Annotated in this window: 18 protein-coding genes and 1 pseudogene; 8 read left to right on the plus strand and 11 right to left on the minus strand. The window is 42.2% G+C overall.

The annotated features are described in order from the left end of the window. Positions 1-485: 485 nt before the first annotated feature. A complete protein-coding gene (locus HWQ38_RS39070; protein WP_292805567.1) occupies positions 486-734 on the minus strand; it encodes a DUF6761 family protein in 249 nt (82 codons plus the stop codon). A gap of 583 nt (positions 735-1,317) precedes the next feature. Between HWQ38_RS39070 and HWQ38_RS39075 the strand changes: the two genes are divergently transcribed. Beyond that, positions 1,318-2,091 carry a response regulator transcription factor gene (locus HWQ38_RS39075; RefSeq protein WP_292805613.1) on the plus strand — a complete coding sequence of 258 codons (774 nt, stop codon included), beginning with the start codon at positions 1,318-1,320 and terminating at the stop codon, positions 2,089-2,091. A 157-nt stretch (positions 2,092-2,248) separates the two neighbouring features. Here HWQ38_RS39075 and HWQ38_RS39080 read toward each other — a convergent pair whose 3' ends face one another. From HWQ38_RS39080 to HWQ38_RS39095, 4 genes are all read right to left on the minus strand, one after another. Continuing rightward, the gene (locus HWQ38_RS39080; RefSeq protein WP_292805570.1) at positions 2,249-3,016 is read right to left on the minus strand and encodes an ATP-binding cassette domain-containing protein; all 768 of its coding nucleotides are present in this window, start codon (positions 3,014-3,016) and stop codon (positions 2,249-2,251) included. A 55-nt stretch (positions 3,017-3,071) separates the two neighbouring features. Next, a complete protein-coding gene (locus HWQ38_RS39085) occupies positions 3,072-3,638 on the minus strand; it encodes a hypothetical protein (RefSeq protein WP_292805573.1) in 567 nt (188 codons plus the stop codon). Between the two features lie 98 nt (positions 3,639-3,736). After that, positions 3,737-4,198 (minus strand): DUF4079 domain-containing protein, encoded by a 462-nt coding sequence (locus tag HWQ38_RS39090; protein WP_292805576.1) that lies wholly within the window; start codon positions 4,196-4,198, stop codon positions 3,737-3,739. 160 nt (positions 4,199-4,358) lie between these two features. Then, positions 4,359-4,754, minus strand: a complete 396-nt coding sequence (locus tag HWQ38_RS39095; RefSeq protein ID WP_292805579.1) for a DUF1830 domain-containing protein — start codon at positions 4,752-4,754, stop codon at positions 4,359-4,361. A 590-nt stretch (positions 4,755-5,344) separates the two neighbouring features. On the opposite strand from HWQ38_RS39095, the gene HWQ38_RS39100 reads away from it, so the two are divergent. From HWQ38_RS39100 to HWQ38_RS39110, 3 genes are all read left to right on the plus strand, one after another. Continuing rightward, on the plus strand, positions 5,345-6,937 hold the full coding sequence (locus HWQ38_RS39100) for a photosystem II high light acclimation radical SAM protein (RefSeq protein WP_292805582.1): 1,593 nt from the start codon (positions 5,345-5,347) through the stop codon (positions 6,935-6,937). Positions 6,938-7,060: 123 nt separating this feature from the next. Continuing rightward, complete coding sequence (locus HWQ38_RS39105; RefSeq protein ID WP_292805585.1) at positions 7,061-8,458, plus strand: DICT sensory domain-containing protein; 1,398 nt, start codon at positions 7,061-7,063, stop codon at positions 8,456-8,458. Beyond that, positions 8,455-9,093, plus strand: coding sequence for a pentapeptide repeat-containing protein (locus tag HWQ38_RS39110; protein ID WP_292805587.1), 639 nt, complete (start codon positions 8,455-8,457; stop codon positions 9,091-9,093). The genes HWQ38_RS39105 and HWQ38_RS39110 overlap by 4 nt, the downstream gene beginning before the upstream one ends. Before the next feature lie 61 nt (positions 9,094-9,154). Here HWQ38_RS39110 and HWQ38_RS40740 read toward each other — a convergent pair. Beyond that, a pseudogene (locus HWQ38_RS40740) lies at positions 9,155-9,562 on the minus strand (type II toxin-antitoxin system VapC family toxin). A 310-nt stretch (positions 9,563-9,872) separates the two neighbouring features. On the opposite strand from HWQ38_RS40740, the gene HWQ38_RS39120 reads away from it, so the two are divergent. Continuing rightward, positions 9,873-10,073, plus strand: a complete 201-nt coding sequence (locus tag HWQ38_RS39120) for a hypothetical protein (protein ID WP_292805589.1) — start codon at positions 9,873-9,875, stop codon at positions 10,071-10,073. After that, positions 10,070-10,312 (plus strand): hypothetical protein, encoded by a 243-nt coding sequence (locus tag HWQ38_RS39125; protein WP_292805592.1) that lies wholly within the window; start codon positions 10,070-10,072, stop codon positions 10,310-10,312. Before HWQ38_RS39120 ends, HWQ38_RS39125 begins: the two co-directional genes overlap by 4 nt. Before the next feature lie 276 nt (positions 10,313-10,588). On the opposite strand, the gene HWQ38_RS39130 is transcribed toward HWQ38_RS39125, so the two are convergent. From HWQ38_RS39130 to clpS, 4 genes are all read right to left on the minus strand, one after another. Beyond that, the gene (locus tag HWQ38_RS39130) at positions 10,589-10,891 is read right to left on the minus strand and encodes a hypothetical protein (RefSeq protein WP_292805595.1); all 303 of its coding nucleotides are present in this window, start codon (positions 10,889-10,891) and stop codon (positions 10,589-10,591) included. Positions 10,892-10,916: 25 nt separating this feature from the next. Beyond that, entirely contained in the window at positions 10,917-11,117 is a 201-nt protein-coding gene (locus HWQ38_RS39135) for a hypothetical protein (protein WP_292805598.1), read from the minus strand. Further along, positions 11,110-11,940 (minus strand): type II CAAX endopeptidase family protein, encoded by an 831-nt coding sequence (locus tag HWQ38_RS39140; protein ID WP_292805619.1) that lies wholly within the window; start codon positions 11,938-11,940, stop codon positions 11,110-11,112. Before HWQ38_RS39140 ends, HWQ38_RS39135 begins: the two co-directional genes overlap by 8 nt. Positions 11,941-12,074: 134 nt before the next feature. Continuing rightward, positions 12,075-12,353 (minus strand): ATP-dependent Clp protease adapter ClpS, encoded by a 279-nt coding sequence (clpS, locus tag HWQ38_RS39145; protein WP_292805601.1) that lies wholly within the window; start codon positions 12,351-12,353, stop codon positions 12,075-12,077. Between the two features lie 299 nt (positions 12,354-12,652). Here clpS and HWQ38_RS39150 point away from each other — a divergent pair, with 299 nt between their 5' ends. After that, positions 12,653-13,000 carry a hypothetical protein gene (locus tag HWQ38_RS39150; protein ID WP_292805604.1) on the plus strand — a complete coding sequence of 116 codons (348 nt, stop codon included), beginning with the start codon at positions 12,653-12,655 and terminating at the stop codon, positions 12,998-13,000. A gap of 99 nt (positions 13,001-13,099) precedes the next feature. Then, a complete protein-coding gene (locus HWQ38_RS39155; protein WP_292805607.1) occupies positions 13,100-13,579 on the plus strand; it encodes a DUF1016 N-terminal domain-containing protein in 480 nt (159 codons plus the stop codon). Between the two features lie 213 nt (positions 13,580-13,792). On the opposite strand, the gene HWQ38_RS39160 is transcribed toward HWQ38_RS39155, so the two are convergent. After that, positions 13,793-14,000, minus strand: a 208-nt coding sequence (locus tag HWQ38_RS39160; RefSeq protein ID WP_292805610.1) for a hypothetical protein, incomplete at its 5' end; no start/stop codon positions are given.

Raw genomic sequence — 14,000 nt, forward strand, 5'->3', positions numbered from 1 at the left:
ACGTGTCAACTTAACGTAAAAGCCATGTCCCGCAAGGAACTGAAGTTCCTTGGCTAATAGCTCAAGTCAATCTTTAGATGACTAAATAATCCGAAAAGTCTTTAGTCTACTTCAGTAGACTTTAGCTAAAAGCCAAAGAAATTTATTTCTGGGCAGGACTGGAAGTCAACAAGCGATTTCTAGCTTAAGTTGACACCAATGAGCATTGCTGTGCCCCTACGACAGATGTGGTTCAAATAGATGAAAACTGGTGTAAAAATTAAATTACGAATTCCGAATTATTTTAATCGGTTTCTGGCAAAAATACCTGGACAACAATCCCCTCAGCCGCATTAGTAAGACCAATATACGGCTGAGGGGATACGTTTTATCAATACAATATTTCCCAAATTTCACACCACGGCAAGCCGTTGAGAAATACAGATAATATGGTATAATTATCTGTGGTAATTAACGGTTACTATCAATGACTAGGTAAACGCTAGTTAGTAGTAATCGGGCTGTCGCTGTGGTTGCGGCACTGCAAAATTTGATCCATCGTACAAGTAGCGGCTGGCTTCCTCTTCTAAGCGATGAATCAGAAAAGGTTCAATGATGTTGCCATGTCGCAGTGCGGCTAGATATCCATCCAAATACATCCGCATATCATCCGTGCGATAACCGCGATTCCATAACTCGGCGAAGGCGTCGGTGAGTCTTTGGTAATAGCGAATGGTTTGTGTGTCTTGGAGCATAACTGCTGTATTAATCTCTTTGGAATGAGAATTGTAAATGATTCACGCTCAAATGTGAACTGTAATTTTACTTTGGCATCAACTCAAAGTTAATACATCTACTTTGGGCAGCACCCTCCTAACAGCTACAATCTACTTTAATCCTATTCCAGAAAACATCGATTCTAGTTATCTGCGAAATTATTTTTATGATTTTCATAATCAACAGCCCAATTATATTGGGGTTATATTGCTGGATGTGGGTACTAATTTTTGCTAAAAAATCCACCTTCACCATCAGGTTGAAAAGCTGTTGTAGTAACGGTTAAGTGGTTGGATTACAAATATTTTCTACATAACACCCATCTCAAAGCAAAATGTTAATCTTAAAGAACTCTTAATAATTGTAACAAGACTTTTGATAAATTTAATAAAAATTTAAGAATATTTCTCATCCCCTTTCGGCAAGGCATAAATTAAAGATATTGCCACTCTTTTTATGAGGAAATGTAAAGCTAATAGCAATTGAAGTAACAAAGGCTACAAAACCTTAGAGATAGGCTTGTTATTTTGAGAGTCATTGACGCTAAGGGGTCTTGCCACTGTGGGTTCCGTTTGTATAGAAATCATTGAGGGGAATCCCCATCTGAGGTCGTTGCTGGGTTGGCACTTGCAACAACTGGAATACCGTGTGCATCAAGCTGCCAGTATTTATCAAGCAAGGGAAGTATTTTTAAGCCATCAACCAACACTGGTCATTTTAGATGCAGACTTGCCTGATGGTGATGGCATTGAGTTTTGTCGGTGGTTACATCGTCAGCAGCAGCCTCTAATTTTAATGCTATCTGCCCGTAATACTGAAGGTGATATTGTCGCAGGTTTAAAGGCGGGTGCAGATGATTATTTGAGCAAACCTTTTGGGATGCAAGAGTTTTTGGCACGGGTAGAGGCACTGATTCGTCGGAAGCGCACACCAACTGCACCAGCTTATTTAGATTATGGCACTTTGCAAATCGATTTAGTTCAGCGCCGTGTCCGCTTCCAGGGGGAGTTTATCGACTTAACACCCCAAGAATTCAGTTTGCTGTATGTTTTGGCACAAGCTGGGGGAGTGCCTCTGAGTAGGTCGGAATTGCTACGTCGGGCTTGGCCTGACGCCATCGATAACCCTCGTACCATTGATACTCACGTTTTGTCGCTGCGAAAAAAGGTGGAACTTGACCCCCGGCAACCGAATTTGATTCAAACTATCCGCAATGTAGGATACCGTTTTAATATGGAAATTTTGAATACCAATATTTCACAGTCACAAACAACAAAGTTAGCTAGAGAGAGATTTAGTAATCAACGTTCAACACTTAGTAGTAGTCAAGTGTGAATGGGGCATTGGGCACTTGTACTGAGCGAACGCGAACAGCGTCTCGTAGAGAAGTCGTTGGCGCAGCCTCTCGTAGAGAAGTATTGGGCATTGGGCATGGGGATAAGGCAGAGGAAGAAAATGACTCCTGATTTTTGTCTCCTGACTCATCTAAACTTTAAAATTCAAAATCGTCTTGAGCTTCTGCTTGAATTAAGGTTTCTCGTAATTCAAGCCAGTCTATTTCAGAGACTCTTTGATTTGCGAATAAATGACCTTGTTGTAAGTGTAATAACCGAGTGCAAAACATTTGGGCTAGTTCCAGTTGATGATTTACCATCAGAATCGTAGTTTGATGAGTTTCACTTAACTGGATTAAGACTTGCATTAGATGAGACGCCGTACCAGCATCTAGGGCAGAAGTTGGCTCGTCTAATAATAATATTTTAGGCTGGATGACTAAGGCGCGAGCGATCGCTACTAATTGTCGTTGTCCAGCAGAAAGTTGCACCTCTGTTCGCCCTAACCATTCATTAGGAATACGCAGTTGTTCTATCCAGTGACTGACTCGTTGCTGAATTGTTTGTTTAGGCAACCCACGCAAAACTAAAGGATAAGCCAAGGCTTCCCCAACTGTCATCCCCAACAGTTTTGATTCTTGCAATACAAGTACAACCATCTGGCGTAGCTCAATGACAGGAATTTGGCGATATTCTTGATTTTCTAGATAGATTTTGCCACTTGTGGGTTCAATTAGGCGGTTGAGGAGGTATAATAACGAAGTTTTACCAGCGCCAACGGACCCCAAAATGGCAATGCGATCGCCCTGGAATACCTCTAAGGAAATATCCTGCAATATGGGGTATCCTTGCTGATTGCCGGGAAGTTGGGTTTTCAGGCTTGTAAATAGATTAACTTGCTCTAGCCTGAGTGTGGCATTATTCAAGGGGAGTGGGGAGTAGGGAGTAGGAAGATAGGGGAGAAATAACCAATGCTCAATTTTAAGTTAATTGTCTGCTAGTTAAAGCTGTAGCGATCGCCCAGCCATCGACCAACAATAATAGTAGCGTAAATCCTAGTAAAATTAAGTACATCCACGGTTGTGCTAAAGGGCGAACATTTGTCGTGTCAATACCTGTCTTTACTTGGACAATTTGCACGAAACGGGCAAATCCGGCTATACGCATCGGTAGTAAATAAGCTTTCCCATCCTGGCTGAGGAAATAATAAACTAGCCCTCCTTGACCAGTGGTGCGAGGTTTTAACTCTTTCACTTGTGACCAAGGTAATAACCAGCCTTTACGAAAAAAGCGAGGCACCCAGGCGGGGTAAGTAACCTGAATTCCCGTGTCATCTACTATTACTTGTTCAGTTAATAGAGCATACAAGGCAAGTAAACCGATGCCAATCCCTATCCACAATAATCCTGGGGATACGGGTGCAGCTGTTACCTGCGATAAGAAGGGTAATGGGACTGTGAGTGCTATGTATAGACTCAGCAATGTTATCCGAATTAAAGGAGACAGACGAAAAATAGAAGCTGAGATATTGACTGAGTTTGCTGTCACGGATCAATTACAATGCTTTTCTTCATTGTAAGTTAGGTCTATGTCCTACCTCCCTTGTCGCACAGAAGTTGTGCCATTTTGAAAGGGTAAATTATCCTTCAAGGTAAATACTTTTGGACTACAATCCAACCAGTAAAGGATACCCAGGCAAATCCTATAGAGAGAATAATATTTACGCCGATGTGTAAAGGTCTAGCCCAAGGTCGTCTAGCACTAATTTGTGTGGCACTGAAAGCAGATAGTAAAACTAATGCTACCACTATCAATCCAGCGATTAGATGTGACGAGTGTCCCAAGGAACCAAAGTGACCGAAAGTCCCAACAATGCCGATCGCTAGCAGTAATAAGACTAAACTTACCATGCTCATGCCCATTGTATAGTGGAGCGATCGCACTTCTCTATTTCCGCCCACAAATGAAGTAATAAAAGGGAATTCCTGCGAAGTTCTCGCCCGAAACATCCAAACGCCGGTGAATGCTAACATCAGATATGCCAGCAGGGACAACCCCATAGACCAGGCGGCTATTTTCCACAACCAAATAAATGAAGGCAGATTCATAACAATGATTGTAACTGGAGAGTAGGGGAGCTGGGAGATAAGGGAGACAAGGAAAATAACAATGCCCAATGCCCAATGCCCAATGCCCAATGCCCCATAAATATATAAACAAAAAGGGCTGCTGAATTAGCAACCCTTAAATTTAGTAAAATTGTTTTTTTTAATCAACCGATGCTAAACCAACGATTTGTAAAGGTTTTGTAGTATCTCCAATTTTTGTATTAATTTGCTGCACCATTGGTTTAGTATTAATAGGGTCTTTTGCATCTGATGAGTCTGCATCAAACTCATAAGTGCTAGGTTCGGTGAGCATCAGGCGATCGCACGGAATCTTATCGGATAAAATTGCACTTGCCATCATCCCTGTATGAATCTCCATCTGACCTTTTCGGGGAGCTTCAAAGATTAAACGTTGTCCCGGGAAAACAACCCTTTCAAAGTACCAGTTGGGAATATTGCAGATGCGAACTACCTGTATTTTGCTCGTGGCATTAATGTAGCAGCAGAGAATTTTTCCCGATTGCTCAGGTGGTAGAGGATCTAATATTTGAGCCATAACTGCTGAGGAGCTTTACGCCACAATTTTACATTACACTAGCCAAGCCTAGCATTGCCCGATCCCCACTTGCTGTAACTGCGAATACCAACTCAACTCTTTTTAGATTTTTTCTACCTAAAGATATATCGTAGGTTATAAAAATTTTGTAAATATTTATGTGTTATCTGCAATTTTACCCGATTGTGAACATCTTTGAATTTTTAATCTCTGGCAAAAAAGCTTTAACTTCTTCAGGGCAGATAATTACAGGGTAGATATGGTGAAGATCACCTTAGGTTCAGCCTAGTTCAGAAGTGTATTTTTGTGTTTCATCGATTCCACGATTAAAAGCCTGGGATCATCGCTTAATGAATAAACTCAATGTTATCGTAAAGCTATATGAAAAATGTCTTCATCAAGCCTCTCTTGATACCCTGCGTTTGGTATGCAAAGCAATTTAATTGATTCCTAAATCTGGGAACAAAAGTTTCACGCTTATCAATAACCGGCTTCTATGTCAAGCAAGATTGTCAGAAATTTAAGAGCAGCCAAAACAAAAACACCCCTTAAAAGTGGAATTTATCTCGCTTTCCCCAAAGATTGGCAAGATGGAAGTCAAAATACCTATGATGGAAAATCGAATTCTTTACGTTCGCCTTCCTTGTAACCCTATCTTTCCTATTGGGGTTGTCTACCTGAGCGATCACGTTCACAAACAGTTTCCGAATATCGAACAGCGTATCTTTGATTTGGGAACAGTGCCACCTTTAGATTACGCTACTGCCTTGGATCGCTGTATTGATGAATTTAAACCGACACTGCTAGTATTTTCTTGGCGCGATATTCAAATCTATGCCCCAGTTGGCGGACGTGGTGGCAACCCACTACAAAACGCCTTTGAATTTTACTATGCCAAGAATCCTTTATTGAAACTACGTGGGGGATTGGGCGGTTTACGAATCTTCATCGCTTACTATGTAGAATTGTGGCAGAATCAGGGCTTAATCAAACGCGGTTTAAAGCGTGCCCAAAAATATAATTCTGATGCCCGTGTAGTTGTAGGTGGTGGTGCAGTTAGTGTATTTTATGAACAGTTGGGTAAAAGCTTACCTCAAGGAGCAATTATTTCTGTGGGTGAAGGCGAAACCCTACTAGAAAAACTTTTAAGTGGCAGAGATTTTCGAGATGAACGGTGTTACGTTGCCGGAGAAACTCAACCACGGAAAGGGCTAATTCACGAACAACCCACCCCAGTAGAAAAAACAGCTTGTAACTACGACTATATCGAAAGCATCTGGCCGGAATTCAACTATTACCTCCAAGAGCAAGATTTTTATATAGGTGTACAAACTAAGCGCGGTTGTCCTCACAACTGCTGCTATTGCGTCTATACTGTTGTCGAAGGTAAACAAGTACGCATCAACCCAGCAGATGAAGTAGTTGCTGAGATGCGCCAATTGTATAATCGCGGCATTCGCAACTTCTGGTTTACTGATGCCCAATTCATCCCAGCGCGAAAATTTATCGACGATGCCATAGAACTCTTGCAAAAAATCGTCGATTCTGGTATGACAGACATCCATTGGGCAGCATATATTAGAGCCGACAATTTGACACCAGAGTTGTGTGAGTTGATGGCGAAAACTGGGATGAACTACTTTGAAATCGGGATTACCAGTGGTTCTCAAGAACTCGTGCGAAAAATGCGGATGGGGTATAACCTGCGAACCGTCTTGCAAAACTGCCGCGATTTAAAAGCAGCTGGTTTCAACGACTTAGTTTCCGTCAACTACTCCTTTAACGTCATTGACGAACGTCCCGAAACCATCCGCCAAACCATCGCCTACCACCGCGAACTAGAAAAGATTTTTGGTGCTGATAAAGTCGAACCGGCGATTTTCTTTATTGGACTGCAACCCCATACCCATTTAGAAGAATATGCTTTTAAAGAAGGCATCCTCAAACCAGGGTATGATCCAATGAGTTTGATGCCGTGGACAGCGAAAAAACTCCTCTGGAATCCTGAACCGCTTGGTTCATTCTTTGGAGAAGTCTGCTTGCAAGCTTGGCAACAAAACCCGAACGATTTCGGACGCGAAGTCATGAAAATTTTAGAAGAAAAGCTGGGTTGTGCTGACTTAGAAGCAGCACTTACAGCACCAATAGAGACGAAAGAAAAACAGTTAGCAGGTGTATCCTAAATAAACACAAATTCTGAATTTCTCTCCCTCTCTTCCTCTGTGTCGCGCCAGTTGCTTTAAGTCGGGAAACCCGCCCAACGCACTGGCTTCTCTGCTCCTCTGCGGTTATTTTTACCAAATCCCATGTTAGAAGGTTCAATCCTACAACAGCTAGAAACAGCCCATCGCCATACTACCAGGCCAATTCGATTCGGTGTTTACTACAAAAATACCCTAGTTGCCCTGTGCCACGCTCTAGAAGATCATATCTTAACCGACGACAGTACACCCCTGGTCATCTCAGCTTTCCAGCAGGGTAAATGGTATCTGCAAGAAGCTCAACGATATGCAGATATCGCCCAGCACAGCCGCGAAATTGTGATTATGGCTGCCGCCGAATCTGGCTTTGCTGAACATCCTACAAGCCAGCTACCCAATGTAGCCTTAGTAGGATTAGATGCAAGTGATTCAGTAGCTCAGGAGTGGCACTTAATTATTTTATCGCCTAAATACACAGCAATGGTAATTTGTCAAGAATTATCAGAAGCAGATTATGGCAGCACTGGAGTACCGACATCAGACTTAGAGCGGAAATTCTATGGTTTGTGGACATTTGAGCCAGAGTTAGTACAAGAAACAGCAGAAATAGCGATCGCTCACATCAAAAAATACAATCCAGAACTAGCGGAAAAGCTCACAGCCGATAAACAGCAAATTGTACTATCTTCTGCCAGATTAGAAAATTTAGGTGCAGTTGTCTCCCGTGTCGTAGATTATCTCCAGACTGGGCAAGATAATTTATCCATACCAACAGGGCTTGGGCAACAAACGCTAGATCGTAACTTGGTTTCTAACGAAATCCAAGCCTTTTTGCGGATGGCGCAATTGATGGATGTGGCAGATGTGAACAATCAAATGGCAGCTGCGGAAGTAGTGGTACTTGCTGAAGCGATCGCGCAGCTTTTGGATCTTCCCGCATGGCAGATTAAAAGATTGCGGTTAGCGTCTTTGTTACATCGCATAGATCCATTACAAAAAGCCGAAAGCGTTCTCACTGGCGGTATATCCACACGCTACCAAGAAGATGCCCCCAGTTCTCCCTTAACGTGTCCCTTAGTACCTGGGGCGCAAGTATTGCGAACCATGCCACGACTGCGAGCAGTTGCCCAAATTATCACTCACCAAACCGAGTGGTGGAATGGTTCAGGGGAACCAGCAGGTTTAGCTGGAGATGAAATTCCCCTAGAGTCGAGAATTTTGGCATTATTGGCAGATTTTCAGTGGCGGTTAAATCAGCGAAAGTCGTCAAATCTCAGCCGGGAACAGATATTTACTCAAGTTTTAGATGAGTGCAAACAGCAACAATCTACCCGCTTTGATCCTAAACTTGTAGATACCCTAGCTTTATTAGTTATGGGTTTACAACAAGGACTCGATTTACCCTTGATGACACCCAAACTCAGCGCCGGCATCTGGATACTTGATTCCCAATGGGATCGGCACAGCAAGATAAGTGAGGAGATTAGTAGTTACTTTACATGAATATTGAAGCGATTAGATTAGGAAAACTCAAACAACTTCCAGGGGCAAATTTAGAAGACGAGGAACTCTCCCGACTGGATTTAAGCCGGATTAATCTTGCTGGCGCTACCCTTGTCGGCACTAATTTCGCTGGTTCTAAACTCGAAGGTGGGCATTTGGAGGGGGCAAATTTGATGGGAGCCAACCTCCAAGAAGCTGACTTGCGGGCGAATTTGATGGGAGCAAATTTGATGCAAGCAGATTTAACGGGCGCTGACTTGCGGGGTAGCAATTTGCGTGGCGCTAACTTGATGGGAGCCAGACTCAGTGATGTGTCATTGGCGGGTGCTTTCGTGAGTGGTGCCAATTTAATGAATGTGAACTTGCAAGGCGTTGACTTGCGTGGTGCTGAATTGCGCGGTGCAAATCTGACTGGGGCAAATCTCAAAGGTGCAGACTTGAGTCGCGCTGATTTGCAAGGGGCGTTGTTGAGTGAAGCAAATCTGGAAGAAGCTGACTTGCGGGGGGCGAATTTGGCAGGGGCGAATTTGACGGGAGCGAATTTACTTTGTGCAGAGTTAGAAGGTGCAAATTTGAGCGGCGTTAATTTGAATAAAGCTTGTTTAGTGGGGACAGTTGTGGAGGGTGCGTTTTGAATAGGGGTTAATTTATACAGACTGCGATGAATAATATACTAGACCACCCCAATGTATGCCCTCAAAGTAGCCAATTTTCTACACTTAGACCAGGTACGCGCTCAAATTCGCGGACATTTGCTGTAACAAGTGTCAGGTTAAGGGCTAGGGCATGGGCAGCAATCAGTAAGTCATTGGGGCTGATGGGTCTTCCTGTTTACTCCAGGTGTGTACGAATTACCGCATAGTGCTGATCCACAGGAGGCGACAGCGACAAAATAGGTAACAGTTCAAGGATGCTTTCTAGTTGCTGAAGAAGACGTAGAGAGCCGCTTTTATCTGCACCAAATCGCAGTTCACATACCACAATAATGCTAGTACAAATGCAGTTTTCCTCTACGGCTGCGAGTCGCTGAAACAGTAAACCTTGAGGATATCTTACCAAATCTGAAATGATGTTGGTGTCTAGCAGGTATTGATACAGGGCTATTTCATTCTAGACAGAAACCGCCCAGAACTGAAGTTCAGGGCTAATAGCTAAAGTCCGTTAAAACGGACTATATTTTATAACCTTTTCTTAGTCGTCTTTAGACGACTTTCGCTATTAGACTCAGAATTCATTCTGAGGCGAGTCTGGCATCAAGCAATCTCCTTAAAATTATAATTATTTCGCCGCAGTGTGTTGCTTTACAATATCATGTCAATTACTTAAGATTTTATTATCTGTTAGTGCTTGCAGTTTCAGCAGGTGAAAATTTGTGAACTGTACTTAGTCGCAGTCCCTATTAACGAATCAAAGCATGACCAACGAAAGCCAATCAAACTACTCAGATGAAGAAGAGTTTGACCCGGTAACAGATCCAAGAGATTGGTCGGCAGCAGAAACAGAGTTAGCCTGTTTTGCGCTTGCCAGAAGCAAGGGTAAACGGTTGGTTAAAATCATCAACACCAAAAAACCACCTATACCGATTATTTGTATTTTCGAGGACTACCCAGAATGACACCCGTCGCCGCCCAAGTCTCAATCACCACAATTATTCCCATGTTGACCGCGATCGCGAATCGGCAATGGGAACAGTTCAAAGAACTGGAGACAAATTTTGTATCCCAGTATGGAGTAGAGGTATGGCAAGAGGTTTTTAATTTCCGTCTCAAGCCAGCACTGGATAAAGATTCTGACAGATGGCTACTAATCCAGTGGTGTAGTGAAGGAATTATCTCAGTCAAAAATGTGGCGTAGGTACGATCGCGCAAAGTAAATTAAGGCGATCGTTTTTATTCCCATCCGAAGGTCACTACTTCGTGGTTTTGCAGTATTCTTAGCTATTGTTAGAATTTTTGCAGATGAAGCAGGTAAAAATTTGTGAGTCTACAAGAAGTTATCAAACTAGCAAAGCAACTTTCAACCGTGGACAAAGTACGCTTGATCCAGCAAATTGCTGCTTATATAGAATGCGAGTTAACAGATAAACTGTCTACCCTTCCCCGCCAATCCTTGTGGGGGCTATGTGCTGATTTAGGAAATGCACCTTCTACAGAGGAAATTGATGTAGCCCGTAGTGAAGAATGGGCTAGCTTTCCACGGGTTTGATGCTGCGTGCTGTTTTATCGTTTTATCAATATATTCTTGTGGGAAAATTTGCCTTCCTAATACCAACGCTTCTTGCCTTTCCTCATCTGTCATATAATCATCTCCCTTGAGTCCCGTTGGGGTGCGTCGAGGATTTCTTCCCGCATCTAAATATCGTTGACGTGCGATCGCAAATAGTTCTAATATTCTTTGCGATCGCTGCTGTTTAATGGTGTTAGATTGCGTCATCGTTTTTACTCCCATCCGAAGGTCACTACTTCGCCGTTTCGTAGTATAGTTGGCAAGGGTAAAACAGTGCTAGGAGTTTGAAGTGCCAATACCCTGTATCTTCATCATATAATCTCCAAACAAGTAAATTTAGAGCTTCTAGGGCATTTATTACCAAGTATTGCTCTTCTGTGGGTTCCACAAACGGTGAATCTGTATGTAAGCCAGTGCTGATCTTATCAGACAAGCGATCGCTCAGTTCGCCCCCGTATCCATAAAGCTAGTACACTCATTAACAACACCCCCATCACTCCTTGCAGGGGATTATTATTCACACCAGTTACCCAATCAGGAACTTGACCAGAATATTTCACTAATTCCCCAACATTAATAATGTAGTAGCCCCCTACTAATCCACCATGCAGACCAATTGGTAAACCCAAGCGTCCCCTGCGCCAACGCTTTCCCCATACCTGCGTTAACGCCAGCAATACTAAAGCTGGAAATTGCGGCAGTGTATGAATAATTGCCTCTAAGGGTTTAATAAAGTGCAATGTAGCAAACGCAGTTGCATCTGTCCACAGTGCGACACGCGGACTGTAATCTCGTTGTAATTCATCTAGCAACCAGCCTCGGAATAACAATTCCTCAGCAAAACCAATACCTAAGCCAACAAGTAAACCCTCTAAAATTACTTTCAGCAAAAAAACTTTCGGTTGTTGCCATACCAACCAACCCAACAAACTTTCTACCCCAAAAAGGATCAAAATATTAATTATGCCAATAGCCAAGCCACGCACTAAATCAACACCGTTTTGCCGCGTGAATTCTAAGCCATAATGCCGCAGGATTTGGGGCTGCTGGTAGACATATTTGCCCCATAGTCTCAAGAGAAAAATAAATATTGCATATAACAATACCAATGTCAATATACTTTCTAAGTTGGAATCATGCACTAGTAAGTATATTGGTGCAGCTAAGGGCAACCATAGCAACAATAAAGTCAAAATAAAAGCACCCAGCCTGATAGGGGCAGGGCGTTCAGCTAAACGGACAAGGTTTTCTTTCATACCAATGTAAGTCACCAGCCAATACTCTATATTTCGACTAATGACCAATACTTCTCTACCAGAGGCTGCACTTCGGCAAGGCTCAGTGACCACGCTAACGACTACGCTCAGTACAAGTGACTAATGACTAATGACTATTCGTCAGGTTCAATCGTGCTACTTAAACCGTGACTTATCAATGTTTCGCAATAGAACTCAGCATGTTCCTGAGCGCAAGTAATCACTAAAGCTAGCCCGTTAGTGTGGGCTTCCATCATGATGCTAACAGCCTGGGGTTGGGTAAGGGGCACAGTGGCTATTAGTGACTGCACGACATGCTCCATCGAGTTGTAGTCGTCGTTATGGAGCAAAACGCGATACCGAGGCGCGAGCTTGCGGGATGTGGAACGCTTTTCAATGGTTTCAACTGACACGGCTCTTTGCTCTTTTCTCGTTACTTCACTACAACAAAATCTCTGTCTAGCGATCGCTTAACAGTTATTTACCTATTGTATAGTATTTCTGTCCAGATACTATCCTAGAAAAAGCCTTTGCTGCCAGAAATTGGTCGTATTAGTTTTGTATACCCACTTAGTCAGGCATACATCTTAGACATCGTTGCCGTAAGAGTGCTACCCTAATCTTAACAGAAGCTTTCCTTAAACGTAGCGCATTTTCACTTTTAAGATTAAGCAAGTTGCAAAATAATCCTTGCCCCTGCCCGAGCTGCATAATGATCGACATCAGCCGAGATTTTCTTCAACCAGGACAAATTGTGTCTTTAGAGCATGGCGACAGCAATCTGTATGCAGAAGTCATTCAATTTGTAGTATCCCGCCAGTTGTGTTGGGTGCGTCCTTTATTAATGGTTACTTTGATTCCAGAATCGCCGCTAATTACCGATTTGCGTGATGCGTCTGACTTGCTTTGGCCTGCCAATTTATTTCGGCCAGCTTTAGACACAGAAGTAATTACCTTTTTGAGCCAAATTTTAGCAAAAGAACCGAAAACTGAACCTGACTCAGCCGCCAAGCAGCAACTCAATCAGTTTATTCACCAGCTTTGGCAAGCATATCATTAGTCATTTGTCATTGGGTATGCTTAGGAACATGGATTAAATAAAAAACTCCACCCACTCAAGGGAATTGAGCTTTTGGCCATGGGGAATCGGGCATAGGGGATGGTAGTGTTACTTTATTGGCAAATCGGGCGCGAAATTATCATCAGACAGCAGCAGCAGGGATGGGGTGCAAAAGTTATCGAACGTCTCGCCAGAGATTTAAAAGCAGCTTTCCCAGACATAAAGGGATTCTCATCACGTAATCTTAAGTATATGCGGGCTTTTGCTGAAGCTTACCCAGATGAGCAAATCGTGCAGCAGGCTGCTGCACTAATTCCTTGGTTTCATAACTGTGTAATTTTAGATAAAGTTAAAAATAATTTGGAGCGTGAATGGTACATACAAAAAACCAGAGAAAATAGTTGGAGTCGAAATATTTTAACTCTACAAATTAACAATAGACTTTTTGAGCGTCAGGGAAAAGCTGTCAATAACTTTAATATCATATTACCGTCTCCTCAATCAGATATTGCTAGAGAAACTTTAAAAGACCCTTATATTTTTGATTTTTTAAGTTTAGGAGAAGCAGCACTTCCGTAATAGAGTTTCATGACTAACTCTAGGATAATTAAAATAATCACAACGTAATTTTTGCAGGGAATTGTGATTATTTTTTTATATAAATCTACAAAATCTTTTATATCTAGATTTAAAGTGTGGATAGAAACTGAGTCATGTCCAGCTAAGTCTCTGAATTTGGAAAGTGATTTTTGTAGTTGGTTCCATGACTCTAAAAGCCTTTCTTGATACTTATTATATAACTTCTTCTAAAACTACAGAAAGTATAATTACAGTGATGGAAGTATCAAAAATAAGAGAGTCTTCTAAAATAGCAAAGTAGGAACTTTTGAAATTAAAATCAGCTATAAAAATATTCGAGTCAAAAATTATTTTCATATAAAATTTGTATCCGCTCAATAAGTTGCGGTAAGCAAAAATTATTAGCGATTGTTGAATCAAT

It is taken from the genome of Nostoc sp. NMS7 (assembly GCF_017115085.1).
Classification (GTDB): Bacteria; Cyanobacteriota; Cyanobacteriia; order Cyanobacteriales; family Nostocaceae; genus Nostoc.